Source organism: Streptomyces sp. NPDC048288 (genome assembly GCF_043201555.1).
Classification (GTDB): Bacteria; Actinomycetota; Actinomycetes; order Streptomycetales; family Streptomycetaceae; genus Streptomyces.
The window spans coordinates 21,378-35,159 of sequence record NZ_JBICZD010000023.1 but is presented as its reverse complement, the minus strand read 5'-3'; the positions used below and the strand labels follow the sequence as shown (position 1 = coordinate 35,159).

Annotated in this window: 20 protein-coding genes and 1 pseudogene; 10 read left to right on the top strand and 11 right to left on the bottom strand. The window is 68.6% G+C overall.

The window, feature by feature from the left end:
• Positions 1-2 precede the first annotated feature (2 nt).
• The 6 genes from ACGFZS_RS46940 to ACGFZS_RS46915 all read right to left on the bottom strand — a co-directional run bounded on the left by ACGFZS_RS46940 (position 3) and on the right by ACGFZS_RS46915 (position 4,128).
• On the bottom strand, positions 3-782 hold the full coding sequence (locus ACGFZS_RS46940) for a hypothetical protein (protein WP_393800347.1): 780 nt from the start codon (positions 780-782) through the stop codon (positions 3-5).
• Positions 779-916, bottom strand: a complete 138-nt coding sequence (locus ACGFZS_RS46935; protein WP_393800346.1) for a hypothetical protein — start codon at positions 914-916, stop codon at positions 779-781. The genes ACGFZS_RS46940 and ACGFZS_RS46935 overlap by 4 nt, the downstream gene beginning before the upstream one ends.
• Complete coding sequence (locus ACGFZS_RS46930; RefSeq protein ID WP_393800345.1) at positions 917-1,330, bottom strand: hypothetical protein; 414 nt, start codon at positions 1,328-1,330, stop codon at positions 917-919.
• On the bottom strand, positions 1,327-1,860 hold the full coding sequence (locus ACGFZS_RS46925; protein WP_393800344.1) for a DUF3560 domain-containing protein: 534 nt from the start codon (positions 1,858-1,860) through the stop codon (positions 1,327-1,329). Before ACGFZS_RS46925 ends, ACGFZS_RS46930 begins: the two co-directional genes overlap by 4 nt.
• A gap of 568 nt (positions 1,861-2,428) precedes the next feature.
• Positions 2,429-2,827: a hypothetical protein gene (locus tag ACGFZS_RS46920; protein ID WP_393800343.1), complete on the bottom strand. Its 399-nt coding sequence runs from the start codon at positions 2,825-2,827 to the stop codon at positions 2,429-2,431.
• Positions 2,824-4,128, bottom strand: a complete 1,305-nt coding sequence (locus ACGFZS_RS46915) for an exonuclease domain-containing protein (protein WP_393800342.1) — start codon at positions 4,126-4,128, stop codon at positions 2,824-2,826. Before ACGFZS_RS46915 ends, ACGFZS_RS46920 begins: the two co-directional genes overlap by 4 nt.
• A 232-nt stretch (positions 4,129-4,360) precedes the next feature.
• Between ACGFZS_RS46915 and ACGFZS_RS46910 the strand changes: the two genes are divergently transcribed.
• Positions 4,361-5,125 carry a hypothetical protein gene (locus tag ACGFZS_RS46910; RefSeq protein ID WP_393800341.1) on the top strand — a complete coding sequence of 255 codons (765 nt, stop codon included), beginning with the start codon at positions 4,361-4,363 and terminating at the stop codon, positions 5,123-5,125.
• Here the strand turns inward: ACGFZS_RS46910 and ACGFZS_RS46905 are convergent.
• From ACGFZS_RS46905 to ACGFZS_RS46885, 5 genes and pseudogenes are all read right to left on the bottom strand, one after another.
• Positions 5,124-6,049: pseudogene (locus tag ACGFZS_RS46905) on the bottom strand (IS5 family transposase); the annotation flags it as partial. The gene ACGFZS_RS46910 and the pseudogene ACGFZS_RS46905 overlap by 2 nt on opposite strands.
• A gap of 658 nt (positions 6,050-6,707) precedes the next feature.
• On the bottom strand, positions 6,708-8,111 hold the full coding sequence (locus ACGFZS_RS46900; RefSeq protein WP_393800340.1) for a DNA-methyltransferase: 1,404 nt from the start codon (positions 8,109-8,111) through the stop codon (positions 6,708-6,710).
• Between the two features lie 71 nt (positions 8,112-8,182).
• The gene (locus ACGFZS_RS46895; protein ID WP_393800339.1) at positions 8,183-9,184 is read right to left on the bottom strand and encodes a hypothetical protein; all 1,002 of its coding nucleotides are present in this window, start codon (positions 9,182-9,184) and stop codon (positions 8,183-8,185) included.
• Positions 9,185-9,417: 233 nt separating this feature from the next.
• Positions 9,418-9,729, bottom strand: coding sequence for a hypothetical protein (locus ACGFZS_RS46890; RefSeq protein WP_393800338.1), 312 nt, complete (start codon positions 9,727-9,729; stop codon positions 9,418-9,420).
• A 160-nt stretch (positions 9,730-9,889) separates the two neighbouring features.
• Positions 9,890-10,621: a GntR family transcriptional regulator gene (locus ACGFZS_RS46885; protein ID WP_393800337.1), complete on the bottom strand. Its 732-nt coding sequence runs from the start codon at positions 10,619-10,621 to the stop codon at positions 9,890-9,892.
• A 246-nt stretch (positions 10,622-10,867) separates the two neighbouring features.
• Between ACGFZS_RS46885 and ACGFZS_RS46880 the strand changes: the two genes are divergently transcribed.
• The 9 genes from ACGFZS_RS46880 (at position 10,868) to ACGFZS_RS46840 (ending at position 13,739) form a co-directional block, all read left to right on the top strand.
• A complete protein-coding gene (locus tag ACGFZS_RS46880; protein ID WP_393800336.1) occupies positions 10,868-11,368 on the top strand; it encodes a hypothetical protein in 501 nt (166 codons plus the stop codon).
• On the top strand, positions 11,365-11,655 hold the full coding sequence (locus ACGFZS_RS46875; protein ID WP_393800335.1) for a hypothetical protein: 291 nt from the start codon (positions 11,365-11,367) through the stop codon (positions 11,653-11,655). The genes ACGFZS_RS46880 and ACGFZS_RS46875 overlap by 4 nt, the downstream gene beginning before the upstream one ends.
• A 23-nt stretch (positions 11,656-11,678) precedes the next feature.
• Positions 11,679-11,891, top strand: a complete 213-nt coding sequence (locus tag ACGFZS_RS46870; RefSeq protein ID WP_393800334.1) for a hypothetical protein — start codon at positions 11,679-11,681, stop codon at positions 11,889-11,891.
• Positions 11,888-12,493: a hypothetical protein gene (locus ACGFZS_RS46865; protein WP_393800333.1), complete on the top strand. Its 606-nt coding sequence runs from the start codon at positions 11,888-11,890 to the stop codon at positions 12,491-12,493. Before ACGFZS_RS46870 ends, ACGFZS_RS46865 begins: the two co-directional genes overlap by 4 nt.
• Positions 12,493-12,885 carry a hypothetical protein gene (locus tag ACGFZS_RS46860; RefSeq protein ID WP_393800332.1) on the top strand — a complete coding sequence of 131 codons (393 nt, stop codon included), beginning with the start codon at positions 12,493-12,495 and terminating at the stop codon, positions 12,883-12,885. The genes ACGFZS_RS46865 and ACGFZS_RS46860 overlap by 1 nt, the downstream gene beginning before the upstream one ends.
• Positions 12,882-13,013, top strand: a complete 132-nt coding sequence (locus ACGFZS_RS46855; protein WP_393800331.1) for a hypothetical protein — start codon at positions 12,882-12,884, stop codon at positions 13,011-13,013. Before ACGFZS_RS46860 ends, ACGFZS_RS46855 begins: the two co-directional genes overlap by 4 nt.
• Positions 13,014-13,131: 118 nt before the next feature.
• Positions 13,132-13,335 carry a hypothetical protein gene (locus ACGFZS_RS46850; RefSeq protein WP_393800330.1) on the top strand — a complete coding sequence of 68 codons (204 nt, stop codon included), beginning with the start codon at positions 13,132-13,134 and terminating at the stop codon, positions 13,333-13,335.
• On the top strand, positions 13,332-13,460 hold the full coding sequence (locus ACGFZS_RS46845; RefSeq protein ID WP_393800329.1) for a hypothetical protein: 129 nt from the start codon (positions 13,332-13,334) through the stop codon (positions 13,458-13,460). The genes ACGFZS_RS46850 and ACGFZS_RS46845 overlap by 4 nt, the downstream gene beginning before the upstream one ends.
• 24 nt (positions 13,461-13,484) lie before the next feature.
• A complete protein-coding gene (locus ACGFZS_RS46840; RefSeq protein ID WP_393800328.1) occupies positions 13,485-13,739 on the top strand; it encodes a hypothetical protein in 255 nt (84 codons plus the stop codon).
• The last annotated feature ends 43 nt before the right edge of the window (positions 13,740-13,782 follow it).

Here is a 13,782-nt window from a genome sequence, read left to right as displayed (position 1 = left end):
GGTCAGGTCTCCAGGTTCGTGTCGGGCTGCCCAGACGAGACGGCGGTGGCGGCGGTGTCGAACCAGGTGCAGCCGTCGATGGCCGCGCCGCAGTTGCTGCACCGGGTGTGCATCGCCCCGCAGGGCTCGGCGCAGACGGTGCGGTCGAACCAGGTGTCGTACTCGGTGCAGGCGTGAGCTTGCGCCTCGGTGTCCGGTGTCGGGTCCTGCCGCGCCTCCCCGAACTGCCGCTTGGCGACGGCGACGAGGGCTCCGAGCGCTTCCTGCGCGGCCGGGCTGAGGTTGTCCGCGGCGTGCACGGTGACGACGGGCTCGTCCTGCTCCGCCTCGCCAGTCAGACGGCGCAGCTCGGTCATCACGTCCAGGGCGCCGTTGCTGCGCTCGAACTCGTGGTGGGCGCGCAGCTTCTCTGCGACGGTCTTCGCGAAGTCGGCGGCCCATCGGAGCGTGGTGGCCCGGCCGGACACGGGCAGCACGGCCAGGACCGCGTCGGCGTCCTCCCCGTACTCGTCGGGCTCCAGCATGTCGGTGCCCCACAGGTAGTCCTTGCCGTCGCGCTCGCAGAGGACGCGGCGGATGCGGTCACGAAGCGCGGCCCGGTCTGCGGGCAGCGTGGCAACCGGGACAGCGGCAGCCTCCTCGGCCGCTTCCTCGCGGGCGATGGCGGAGTCCGCGCGTTGCTTCTCCTTGCCAAGCAGGTCGCGCAGCTTGGCGATCTCAGCCCTGCCTTCGAGGATCTCGTCGTGCAAGCGGGCGGTCTCGGGGGTCGGTTCGGTGGTCATGTGCGCTCCGTGTTCCGGTGGCGGGTGAGGGCGTGGAGTCCGGTGATGGCGAAGCCGACGAAGCACACGGCCGCCACGGCGGCGCACAGCAGGCCGGCCATGGCGAGGAGCCCGGGCATCGTCGGCAGCGGCATTCAGGCCCCCTGGAAGGTCCACCAGCCGTCGTGCGAGGCGGGGGCGGACGGGTAGTCGGTGAGCATCGGCCGCAGGATCGCGAGGTGCTGCTCCATCACGGCCGGCTCCTGGGCGCCCCAGTAGCGTTCGCCGTCCCAACGCCCGTCGCAGTCCCCGCCGTACCGGCCGTCCAGGTCCGCGGAAAGGACCGCGTGCGGGTCCTCGAGGTCGAGGGGCTCGGGCAGGTAGTGACTGAACAGCATCAGCGTGCCGATGCAGGCCCGGGTGACACCGTCCTTGCGCCGGTACCAGACGGCGTTGGCACGGCCGCTGTAGGCGTGGAGGTCGCCGCGGGGGTGCTGCTTGCCGGTGATGGTGGTGAGGTCGATGGCGAACTGCTTGCGGCTGATGAGGAACCGGGTCTCGTGGATCATGCGGTGTCTCCGTCGGCAGGGTTGGTGATGGTGACCCCGTTCCGGGTGCGGGACAGCACCCGGTCGTACTCGCGCTTCGGGTCGTCCCAGCCGCCTCCACCGCCGTCGAGGGTGAGCGTCTTCTTGTTGACCCGCTTCACGCGGTAGGTGCTGGTGCTGGTCTCGAAGACCCGCACGGTGACAATGTCGCCAACCTGGAAGTCGGCCGGCTCCCACGGGCGGGTGCGGGTGCTGGTGACGGCGGTGATCGCGTCCTTGGCGTCGGCCTTCGCCGTCGCCCACTTCGCGTCGCGGGTGGCCTGCTGGGCTGCTTTGAAGGTGTCGATGGCGCGGTCGGAGGCGGCGTTGGCGCGGTTCTTGGCGCGGCGGGCGCTGCGGTAGGAGTGGTGGCCGGTGAGGAGAGGCTGTCCGCCGGCGAACCGCCCGTAGGCGTCGAAGGCCCGTTGACTCTGCTGCTCGGCGGTCTTGTTCAACTGGTCGGCGCGCTGCTGGAGGCGTTCGGCCTTGCGGCGTTCGGGGCTGTCGGACATGCCGTCTCCCGGCGGTTCGGGGTGTAGTGGTCCAGCGTCCCGCTGATGGCGCGGGCTGTTCCCTTGGCTTGGGGAGGGTGAACTGAACCCGTCCATTGTATCGCGTGAAGCATTGTCGAGCAATGCCCGTGATGGTGATGGTGTGGTCTGCCTGTAGCGTCACGCCCACCGCGGCCGGACATGAAGATGCCCCCGACCCGAAGGCCGGGGGCGATCAACCAGCTTGCCTCTACCCGGACAGGAAACGGGTCATGGAGGCGCTCTCACGGAGTCTCCCGGACACCCGGGAACACCCCACCATCCTCCACCCGCCGGCCCGGCATGTTCCCCCAGCCGCCCGCCGTCCTCTACCGCACGCCCCGCCCGCGCCCCATGCTGTACCCAGGGACACACGAGGGAGAGCCGTGAACTTCCTGTTCACCTGCGGATGGTGCGGCGAAGAGAACGTCGTCTGGGGAGAACCTGTCGCCTCTTGGTGGACCGACAAGTATCGGGTCTACGACTTCGACTGCTGGGCGTGTGGGGGAACCTGCGTCCCCCACGACCCTCCGTGGACCCCGGCCGACGACTAGCTGGCCTTCGCCTTCCAGCCGTACGCCTCCGCCAGGTTCTGCACGACGGGGCAAACCTCGTGGTCGTAGAAACGGGCCTGCTCGTCCAGGTCGCCGTCGTAGTCGTAGGCAGGGCAGGAATGCCCACGCCCACCGTGCAGGGCCAGCAGACCGCGGTCCCGAGCACACTGCCGCAGCATCTCGGCGGGGTCCAGGAGGAGCGTCCAGATGCCGTGCCGGTTGGGCAGCCGGTCGCTGCCGTCCGCCCACGTGCCGTCCGGCTCCGCGACCCGACCGTCAGCCGGGTCGACGTACCAGCGGCGGCCGGACGGCACCTTGTTCAGCGCGAGTTCGCGCCGCTCGATCGCCTGGTCCGTCCACGCCACGATGCTGGCGTCGGTGGTCTGCTCGGTCACGGGCTGCTCCTTGGGGCGAGAGGCACGGACTCATCGTCCCGCGCCCCACCCCAGCCGTTTCCCACGAGTGGGACCGGCCCGGCCGCCATCTCGCGGAGCCGTTCCACGACTGCACGGCAGTCCGAGATAGCCCGGTGGTCTCCGCCGTACAGGGGCTGCCAGCTGTAGTTGCCCCAGTACTCCGACCAGTCGCCGTACCAGTCCGAGTACGGGATCATCGCGTCTTCGAAACGGACCCGGTCCAGCCACGCATCTGCCTGCTTCATCGCCTCGGCCACGGACTGATCGCGCAACTCCACGGGCGCGACACCCGATTCGGCTACCTGCCGCGCGGCATCCTGAGCAATGCCTTCAAGGTAGTGCAGGGTCAACTCGTGCCGCAGTCGGGCGACGTCGTACGGCTCGTTGTAGATCAGGACCCGCTTGCCGGCCAGTGCCGACTCCAACTGCGCGAGGGTGTCCCCGAACGATGGCGCCCCAGCCACCTGGCCGTCGGTGATGCCGTGGATGCCGGTGGCGTCGGCGGGGATCGGCTCGCCCGGGTTGATGAGCGTGTCCATCAGGACGTCGTCGTTGATGCTGTATACGCCGAGGTCGACGATGCGGGCTTCGTCGTGAAGGCCGGTGGTCTCCGTGTCCAGGATGACGGTGTCCGGGTCGGCGAGGACGGTTCGCGCCCATTCCTCCAGTGCGGCGATCTGCCGGCGCCGATCCTCGACGGCCCGCGCCTGGGCTTCCTCGTACGCCCGCTGCCGCTCGGCGCGCTCCCGTTCGTCCCGCTCGGCGCACGGCGGGCACCAGCGCGGCACCCAGCCCACCCGGTGAGATCGGTCGGCCCGCACAGCGGCGATCTCCTCGTCGGTGGCCGTCACCACCTCGCAGCCCTTCCCGGGGCACGTACGCCGCCACACAGCCGCCCGTTCGGCCTCGAACTGCTTCTGCAGCCGCCACCACACCCAACACGGCGTACACCGATCCTGCACCCCGCGAATCCCAGCCGCCGAGGGAAGCGGAGCCGCCGACACCCGCCGGCACTTCCAGCAGGTCCGGGCCTGCAACGCCATGTGCTCCTCGCGCTCCTTCACCTGGCACGGCCCACACTGCCCGTACACGACGTGATTGCGCACCTCCCCGCACTTCGGACAGATGCGCCGCGCCTCCATAGCCGCCTGCTGCTTCGTCGACAGCGGCCGCATCTCCGCCGCGGCCGCCGGATCGTACAGAGGGAACTCGCCCCAGCCGTGCCCACGCCGGTACACACGCAGCATGGCGACCGGCTTCTGCCCGTCGGCCGGCTTCAACCGCTGCTTCTTCAGATCCGTCAGAAGCCGTTGTGCTTCTGCCTGATCGGTGACGTTCTGCGACTCGGGTGGCGCTTCTGCGGGCCGCCGTCCTTCTTCAAGTACGGCTGGCCAGTACGTCCTGCCGAGTCCCTGATGCTGGTGGCGTGCTGGGCGGTCGCTGACCCTGGGGACCTGGTTCAGGTGCCGAGTTCGGGCCTACGGGCGGAGGCAGATAGGGAACAATCGGGGCATGCCTGAGACCACCATCAGCCCCACTACGCACACGTTCACCGGCGACCGCCAGGCACTGCATCAGTGGCTGTCGCAGCGCTCCCACTTCCGGATCGCCGACATCACCTTCGCGGACAAGAGCGTGCTGCTCTACGGTGACGCCCGGCCGTTGGCGGTTCAGGGCTGGTGCAGTGCGGCCGTGGGCCAAACGCTCGATGACACGACCTTCCCGGCCAGTTACACCGAGGTCGAGTGCGCGGCCGCGGGTCTGGCGGGCCTGCTGGAACGGGGCGAGATGGTGGGTGCCCTCCTCGCAGATGCCGAGACCTGCAAGGAACTCGGGGATCCGAAGGCCCGCGCCCAGCGACTCAAGGAGGCCCTGGGCGTCAGCCGGGAGCAGCAGGACGCGGTCCGGACGTTCGCATCGCACGTGGCGTACGACACCCGCACCGGCACTGTGTTCGAGCTCCCGGACCGGGAGACGCTGCTGGCGCGGGTCCCGGTGCGGGGCGCCGGGCTGGAGCCCGTGCGTGAGGCGGTGGCCGGGGCGGCCGGCCAGACGATGACCGGCACAGCGTTCGCGGACCTTCTGGTGGAGGCGGCCCGGACGACACTGCCCGACGTCGACGGTTCGGATGAGGTCTGGCGTGAGCGGGGGGAGATGGGCCGGGAACTGTACCGGGAGGTGCTGCCGGAGGTCGTCAGCCGTGTGCTGGTCGACGTGCCCGAGGGAGCGGTGAACGAGGCGCTGCGGCACGTGGGCCGAACCCGCCGCCTGGAGTAAAGCGCCCTCGGTACTTGGTGGTCACCGGGGTGAGGGGGCGAGGCGAACAGTCCAGGGGTGCAGGCGAACTCGCAGGGGCGGGGCCGGTGGGGGCGGTGGAGGCTTAGGTTCACGCCAGTCGGCCACCGGTTTCGTCAGTCGGCGTGTCATCAGGGCCATGACGGTCCAGGCGAGGTGGGCTTCGGCGTGCTGGGGAAGTGCTTCGTAGTCCCGGCAGTTGCGGCGGGCCCTCATGATCCAACTGATGCTGCGCTCTACCACCCATCTCTTGGGCAACAAGACGAATCCCTTGGTCTTGGGCCGGTTGACGGTCTTGAGGGTGAGGCGGAGGCGGTCCTTGGCCCAGGGGACCAGCTCCCCGCCGTAGGCGGAGTCGGCCCACACGAGGGTGACTTCGGGGTGGGTCAGGCGGAGCCGGAAGAGGAAGTCGCGGGCGGCGTGCGCGTCGTGGAGGTTGGCGGGGGTGACCATCATCATCACCGGCAGGCCCCTCGTGTCCACGGCGAGGTGCCGCTTCCTGCCTGTCGCCTTTTTCCCCGCGTCATACCCGGACGTCGTCCTGGGGACGGTGGCGTCGGCCTTGACGGTCTGGGAGTCGACGACCACGGTCACCGACCGCGGGTTCTTGCCCTCCCGTAGCCGCACTTGTTCGTACAGTTCGGCGCAGATCCGGGTGGTGACGCCGGCGGCGTGCCACTTGCGGAACCACCGGTACACCGTGGCCCAGGGCGGGAAGTCGGCCGGGACCGCTCTCCACTGGCAGCCCGTGCGGTTGACGTAGCGTACGGCGTCGACGACGTCGCGCCGTTCGTAGACCTCGGGGTGACCGCCGGTGGGCAGGGTGGCGGCCGGCGGCGGCAGCAACGGCGCGATGAGTGCCCACTCGGCATCGCTCATGTCGGAGGGGTAGCGGTGTTCTCGCACGTCAGGGCCCTGTTCTATGACGCACCGCGTACACACGCAGACCCCACCGGGGCGGGTGACGTGCCCGTTGGGGTTGACGTCGAACGTGCCGGGCTCCCACCAGTGCCGCTCGTACGGGGGCTGGCTGGTGCTGTTCCCCGGCCCGGCAGCGTCCAGCTTGTCGATGACCTGCTTGAACCAGTTCAGGCCCTGGGTGTCGTCACCCTGCCAAGCATGGTTGACGGTGCGACCGTTGATGACCATCTTCCGGTGGTACGGCTTACCGCGGGCGGCCAGGACCTTGATGGCACGGCCCCGGTACGTGGTACGGATCATGTGGTGCTCCTCAGCTATGAGGGGGAGTCCTAGTGAACTGCTGGATCGCTGCGAGCATCCCCAGGGCGTTGGCAACGGAAGTGAACGCGGTGGGCTGGAGAGCCGCCAGGACGGCAAGCAGGGGCAGCAAGGCGTAGAAACGGGTCAGATCGTGGCCGGTCATGGGGTGTTGGGGTTCTTTCGGGTCGGTGATGATGGCGTGACCCGGCCACAATCTGGGTGCGCGGGGGCACCGAACGTTCCTGGTAGTTCGGGCGGTGCCCCCGATGCAGAACAACGTATCCGCTAAAGCATTGTCGCGCAATGCTTGCCGGTCTGTTCGTCGTCCAGGTACAGCGCCGGGCTACGCCACCGTGCCGAACAGCGTGGCTTCTATCGGCTTCGCCAACCGAACACGGCACAGTTCCGCGTGCTTTTCGTCCTGCTCGATTCCAACGCCGGTGAAGCCCTCAACCAGGCACGCTTCCAGGGTCGTCCCGGATCCGGCGAACGGGTCGAGGACGGTTCCGCCGGGCGGGGTGACGAGCCGAACGATCCAAGACATGAGGGCGAGCGGCTTGACGGTGGTGTGCGCGGTGCCGTCGGCGAGCCGGGGTCGTTCGGAGGCGGGGGCCTTGGCCTCGTAACGGAAGACGGGGAAGAAACGGGCCTCGGCGCCGAACTCTGGTACTGGGCAGCCGGGGCTGCAGGTGTCAGCGCAGTCCGGGCCGTGGCCGAGGAGGATGTTGGTGGGCCAGCGGCCGGCGGGATGTGCGGAGTCTTCGCGAGTGCCGGTCCAGTCGCCGAGCGTGTCGCCGTTGCGGGGACTGGTGATGCCGACAACGGAGGCGCACTTGTCTCGGTAGTCCTGCCCAGCCCCCGTTCGGCAGGCGTCGACGTTGATCCCGCCGGTACCGTGTTCGAGGACGTTGGCGACGGTCGTGTTGAAGCCGGTGGACTTGCGGGCGAGGACGATCGGTTCGTGCGCGGGCTTGAGCGTGGTGTTCCAGCCTTGCCACTGGCGGGCGGCCTCGGTGGCGGGTGCGGTCAGGTCGTAGGCGCCGTCACTGAGCGCGGTGAACTGCACGTCGGATTCACGGCGGACGCGGAAGCCCTGCCCGATCACCTCACGCTGACCCCACGTCTCGCCGAGGGTGCCGCGGCGCGCGTTCAGTTCGGCGACGAGCGGCCGGATCTCGGTGTCGTCGAAACCCATGGAGTCGCGCAGCTGGTCCCACTGCTCGGGAGTCGGGACCGATGCTGCTTTGCTGGCAGTCGCGGTCCAGTGGCTAGCCATGCCGTTGAAGCCGAACAGGTCGTCGATCTGTTTCACGGTCCATCCGGCTGCGGTGCGTGCTGCGGTAAGCCAGGCGGTCACCTGCAGTATCTGGGCGCGGTCGTCACGGTGCCGGTCGATGGACTTCGCGATGTCCTGGCCCTTGGGGAAGCCACTGCCGTAGATCCAGTGAAGGCTGTCGCGGATCTCGAAGCCGGCGTCCTCGACCGCGCACGTCATTCGGTGGTAGGTGCGGGTTCCACCGAACGCCAACAGGTGGCCGCCGGGCTTCAGCACCCGCCAGCACTGCCGCCACACGTCCACGTTGTAGGCGATGCCGGAGGCGTCCCACGACCTGCCCATGAAGCCGAGCTCGTAGGGCGGGTCGGTGACGATCGCGTCGACGGAGGCGTCGGCGAGGGTGGGCAGTACGTCCAGGCAGTCCCCCAGGTGCAGGGTGACGCCGTCGGCGGTGTAGTACGGAGCTGACACGATCGTCTCCTCGGGCGTCCGAGTGGGGCACTTCATGCTGGTCTGATTTGCTGCGGATGTTCCCTCCGAGCTCACGCGGTCACATCCTCTCGGCAGTCCCGGCATAGTCCGTCCGGTGTTGGCAGCATCTTCCGATGCCCGCACGCCGAACCCAGGCACTTCACGTACTGACCGACACCGGCCACGGAATCGATCTCATCGCCGTTACGCGGCTTCGGGAGCGGGGGAGCAGCTGGCAGGTTGCCCGGGTCCAGACGATGCCGGTAAACGGCCGCCAGCGACTTCGCCGACGCCGTCTCCTCCGTAAGTTGCACTCGCAGCTGCCACTCCGGCCAGCCGGCTGCGAAGGCGGCGGCCACCGCGGTGATCAGGTAGTCGCGCTGCCGGGGACCGGGAAGACGACCCCCGTACGGCAGCCGGTCCACAAACGCGGCCGCTGCTGCAGCTTGTTCTTCCTGCTGCGGAGCATCCACCCCTCCCCCTCCTCCCGGTTCTGCCACCGCTTCGGCGGAATCGTCCTCGCGCACGGGGGAGGAGGAGGTTCTTCCCCCGGGTTCTTTAACCCCGTAGGGGTTAACTCCCGTCCCTCCGACATCCGGTCCACCGGGACCCGGTCGACCGACATCCGGTCCACCGAAGTCCGGTCGAGCGGGATTCGGTCCCACCTGCGAAAACTCATGAGCAGCCGAAGTTTCCGGCACGGCAGCCAGATGACCGCGATCGGCCTTCTTAGCCTTGCTCCACGGCTTCGGCAGGCTGGCCGGCAGGGCGGATGGATCCTGCGGCTCCTCGTAGATCGTGGTGGTCGTGACGAACCGCCCGCGCTCGCCCTGCGTACGCGTCCGCACCAGGTAGCGCTCGGTCTCCAACTCGTTCATGTAGCCAGCGATCGCATCGCGGCCTTCAGGGTTGTCCGCAGCCAACGATCGGATATCCACCCTGGCCCCGGGCGGCAGGCTGAGCAGGTACTCCGCCAGACCGCGGGCTCCGAAGGAGAGCCGGTTGTCCTGGACCAGGGCGTTGTCGAGGATGACGAACCCGCGGTCCTTCCGAGGGCCACGTTCGATGTTCACCGCGCACCCCCGTGGGAGTGATCAACGTGGGGGGACTTGCCACATGGCGCGTGGCACCCGGTAACCTCCTGCATTAGGAGACCCTCACTTCTGCTCTGGGGTGAATCTCTGGGACCAGCGGGGTGCAACCCGCTGTGACTTGCATGAACGGCCGGCGAGGAGCTGCTGCGGCTCCGATGACCCGGCCGTTCGCGTATCCGGGCACTGGGGCTGCGATCCCAGGGCCGAGACGGTCACGGCTTCTTGGCGACTGGGCGGATGAGGTTCCCGTCGTCGTCCACGTTGTTGTAGATGTCCCGGAAGAACTTGAGGAACGGACCGGTGGCCATGAGCAGCGCGCCGGCGGCCTCCCCGTACGGGTTGTCCTTGTCCGGCCCGAACGGCCAGTGCTTCTCATACCGCTCGGACGTGGCAATGTGGCGCACGCCCTCGCGGGTGATCTTTTGAACGATGTTCAGTCTGACCAGCAGTTCTGCCCCCGTGCCGAAGGTCACGGCAGGGGGAAGGCGGGTCTCTCCGACGTTTTCGGGGTTGCGCGGACTCATCGGCGTCCACGCAAACTCGCGTCACTTCGCACCATGCGAAGCGAAGGCGATACGCTCATGACGAATCTCCTAGCGGGATTCCCTACTGCCGACGTCTTCGCAGGGCAGCGGCATGTAGGGCGGCCGGCCGTGCCGCTGGTGCGGTCGGCCGTATTAGGTTCTACTCCTGCGGACGCAACGAAGTGGTCCAACGCAGGATCGTGGAGCCTTCAGCGACCTTGACGGCCACCTCCACGACCCGGCTGTCTTCCAGAACCACCGTGCGAACCACCTGCGTTACGACGACCTCACCAGCGGTCAGCCCCAACGCATCCTTCTCCGCAGCCGTCGCGTGACGGCTTGTCACCTCCTCGAGGACCTCGGCCTGGGCGGACCCAAGCCGCGAAGCAGCCAACTCCCTGGAAGCCCCCGTGGACACTGGCTCCCTGAGTTCCGGAGTCACCGCGATCACGTAGGCGGGGTAGTAGCTGCTGCTGAGGTGAACTGGCGCGCCGTCTCGGCTGACGAGCCGGCGCCGAACCTGTACGGGTGTGCCCGGCTCCACCTCCAACCGTGGCGCGACCAAAGCGTCCGCACCCACAGTGCCCACTTCGAGAATCCGCGACTGCTCGCCGCTCTCCATGGCGCTACCGGTAGCCGCGTGCAAGGCGACTCGGGTGCTGATGGCGGTGCTTGCAGGCGCCGCCACGACTGTCCCTACACCAGGCTTTGAAAGCGTCAGGCCCTCCATCTTGAGCTGCCTGAAGGCGCGATGCGCGGTCGTGTGCGCGACATTGAACTGTTCGCTGACCTTCGTGTAGCTCGGCATGGTGTCGCCGGGCCTGAGCGTCCCGTCCCGGATCTGCCGACGGAAGTGCTCAGCAATCTCCGAGTACCCGGTGTTCTTGGCCATGGTCGACCTCCTCTCACTGTCATGCGCTGCACTCCATGCGTGCAGCGGTGCACCTCTGAGATTAGTCGAAGAAAACTTCCTGCGCTACTAGTAGCGCTCCATGGCGCGGGTAGTCTACATTGAGGTTGTCGGCAACGACGAAGGCCCTTGGAAACGCCAAACGGCCCAGGTGGTGACACACCCGGGCCGCTCAGGGGCCCCGAAGGACCCGACAGATCGCTACCCGCCTCAACAGGAGCGACTGCCATGAGGAACCGTATCGGACAGACGGTGGACGCACAGAACGCCACCACCAGCACAATCACCCCGACCACTACCGACTTCGCCGGCCGTACGTCCCGCAGCTTGTTCGCGGAGGCCCGCCGGTACGCGTCCGCCGCCCGGAACATGGTCGAGGGCCGCTACGACGGCATCGACAGTGACGGCCGCCAGTGGACTGTCGACGAGCTGTACGCCCGTTCCGCGCAGTGCCGTCGCGCTGGCGGCGACGCCGAGCAGACCGAGAACGAGGCCGCGCAGCTGGCCGAGGACCTCGGTCCGCGTGCCCAGGGCACGGTGTACGACAACGCGTCCGGGACGTTCCGGGTGCTCGAGGTCGTCACCGACGCGTCCGAGGCGCGCCGCGTGCTGAAGCGCAACGCGGCCCAGTTCGCCGTCCTCGTCGAGGACCTGCACACCGCCGGCCGCCACTACACCGGCGCCGTCTGGACCGGATCCGACCGCGTCCTGAAGGCGGTGGCGGCGTGATGGTAGACATCGCCACCCGGATCGTCACCGCGGTCGGTGCCGTGTTCGCCGCGTATGGCGTCGTCGGCATCCTGTCCGGCCGCATGGAGCGGTGGATGGCCTGCGGGTTCCTCGCCGTCAGCGCCTTCATCGCCGGCCTGAACTACACCGCAGCCGCCTCGTACCAGTGGGCTGCCCTCAACGCGGGCTTCACCGCGATGAACACCTACGTGTGGTGGCACGGCGGCGGCGAGAAGCAGGTCGCGCAGCTTCGCCGGCACCTGGGCCGGAAGGACGGTGCCCGCTGATGGCCCGCATGTCGCGTCGCGAAATGAACGAGCTCGCCGCAGACCGTGAGAAGTGCGCCGCCCGGTCCGCGCGGAACGCGCAGTCCGCCAGGGAGGCGGCCGCCGACCCGGCGCTCTCCGAGAACCTCCGGAAGCAGGCGGCTGCCACCGTCCCGATCGCCCTGCGCCACGCGGAGGAGTACCTCGAGGAAGCCGAAGCGCTCCGTGAGGGCCGGATCCCGGGGGAGGACTGGTGACCATGCAGAATCCGTTCGTCGGCCACTCCCACGGCCCGAGCCCGTACTTCATGCCCGACTGCCCGCTGTGCGACGCGCAGAAGGAGGCCCGGAACCGGGCCATCGCCCACCTGCACGAGGCGCTGCTCCTGGCGTCGACGTTCAACGACACCGACTCCCGTACCGTCCGCCTGAACCTCGGGCCGACGCACGCGACCGGTGAGAACGTCAGCCGCTGCCACAGCATCGACCTCACCGCGAAGCAGATCGAGGCGCTGGCCGACGCCATCGACTCCAAGACCGCGCACGCCGCATCCCAGCCGGACGACACCGACCAGCAGTTCATGGACAGGATGGCCGCCGTAGCCGATGCCCGAATCGCCGGTTGGGAGAAGGAGACCATCCCCGGCGGCGAGTGGTCGGCGGCCGCGGTCGCTCAGAACGACACCGACATCTGGGACCAGGTCAACGACGCGTTCGCCACCTTCGACGTCCGACAGATCAGCGCGGACGTCATGAACGACCCGAACCCGGACACGGATCCGATGGACGTGATACGCGCGCTGGACGCCACGTTCGGCGACAACGTCCACGACTCGCTGGCCGACGAGGACGACGTCTGATGTCCGGCCCGTTCCCCAGCACCAGCGGCAACGCCGTCCCGTCCGTGGACGGCACCGACCTCGCCGGCATCCACCCGGGCGTCGACCTGATCCGGGATGGCATCCGCCTCATCGCCCACGACCGCCTCGACCGCAACACCACCCAGGTCCTGATCGCCGCCCTGGCCGGCTCCGGTGACGGAACCGACGTCCTCGCCGCCATCGGCCACCTGATCGCACGCCTTACCAACGCCGACACCAACCCCGCCCTCCGCCACCTGCCCCTCGACATCCAGAAGCAGGCAGCCCACCAGGGCTGGCTCACCGCCCACAACCTCACCGACCCCGACCTGAGGAACAGCGCCGCCACCGCCAACCACACCCTCGACCACCCGAAGGGCTCCCAGCCGTGAACCGTCTACTGGCCCGGTTACGGGCCCTGATCGCCTACGCCGGCCAGTGCAACCGCTGCGGCACCTGGTTCGACGACTGGAACGGCGGCACCTGCGACTCCTGCAAGGACCTCCCGAACGCCTTCTGACCACCACAACCCCGGGCCCCTGGCCCGGCTCGAGGCCGCCCCACCCACCGCCCCCGAGGTGGGGCGGCCCCGAGCCAGACCAGAACCACCACCCAACCCGACCAGCGAAAGGACCACCGTGAAGCAGAAGACCCCCCAGATCATCATCTGGGCCATCGCCATCATCCTCACCGCCCGGCTCACCTGGACCGTCGCCCAGCACAACACGCCGGTCCTCATCACCAGCACCGTCGCCCTGTCCGTGCTGTTCAGCGCCAAGCAGGGCGCCGAGACCCTCGCTCGCGGCATCGCGGCCGCCCGCAAGAACGGGTCCGCGCGGTGACCGGCCAGGAGTTCCGCGACGAGCACGGCAACCCTGCCGACTGGGACGACACCGAATACGAGGTGTTCCAGGCCGTCGCCAAGCCCGGCCCGCCCACCACCACCGACCACGACCTCGCCGCCTGACCACCAGGAAGGACACCGATCCCCGTGACCGTCACCCAGGAACAGGCCGTCAGCACGGCCGACCAGCAGCAGGGCAGCCACTTCTACGCCATGACCGTCGCCAAGGCCCTCCGGCCCGGCGTCAGCGCCGACTACTGCATCAGCGGCACCACCACCCCGCCCGCCAACTGGACCCGCGGTGACTTCTTCCAGTGGGTCTACGACGGCATCCTCCGCCAGCACCCCGAGCTGGCCGGTGCGTCCGTCATGTACTTCACCGTCGACCGCAACCAGCTCTGACCTGACTGGCCACCACCCTCTAGGCCGCCTGAACCGAAAGGAC

What these genes read in the sequence shown, in the direction of transcription:
- ACGFZS_RS46940 (WP_393800347.1), bottom strand. Translation starts at nt 782, where the DNA reads ATGACCACCGAACCGACCCCCGAGACCGCCCGCTTGCACGACGAGATC.
- ACGFZS_RS46935 (WP_393800346.1), bottom strand. Translation starts at nt 916, where the DNA reads ATGCCGCTGCCGACGATGCCCGGGCTCCTCGCCATGGCCGGCCTGCTG.
- ACGFZS_RS46930 (WP_393800345.1), bottom strand. Translation starts at nt 1,330, where the DNA reads ATGATCCACGAGACCCGGTTCCTCATCAGCCGCAAGCAGTTCGCCATC.
- ACGFZS_RS46925 (WP_393800344.1), bottom strand. Translation starts at nt 1,860, where the DNA reads ATGTCCGACAGCCCCGAACGCCGCAAGGCCGAACGCCTCCAGCAGCGC.
- ACGFZS_RS46910 (WP_393800341.1), top strand. Translation starts at nt 4,361, where the DNA reads ATGCCTGAGACCACCATCAGCCCCACTACGCACACGTTCACCGGCGAC.
- ACGFZS_RS46890 (WP_393800338.1), bottom strand. Translation starts at nt 9,729, where the DNA reads ATGAGTCCGCGCAACCCCGAAAACGTCGGAGAGACCCGCCTTCCCCCT.
- ACGFZS_RS46885 (WP_393800337.1), bottom strand. Translation starts at nt 10,621, where the DNA reads ATGGCCAAGAACACCGGGTACTCGGAGATTGCTGAGCACTTCCGTCGG.
- ACGFZS_RS46880 (WP_393800336.1), top strand. Translation starts at nt 10,868, where the DNA reads ATGAGGAACCGTATCGGACAGACGGTGGACGCACAGAACGCCACCACC.
- ACGFZS_RS46870 (WP_393800334.1), top strand. Translation starts at nt 11,679, where the DNA reads ATGAACGAGCTCGCCGCAGACCGTGAGAAGTGCGCCGCCCGGTCCGCG.
- ACGFZS_RS46860 (WP_393800332.1), top strand. Translation starts at nt 12,493, where the DNA reads ATGTCCGGCCCGTTCCCCAGCACCAGCGGCAACGCCGTCCCGTCCGTG.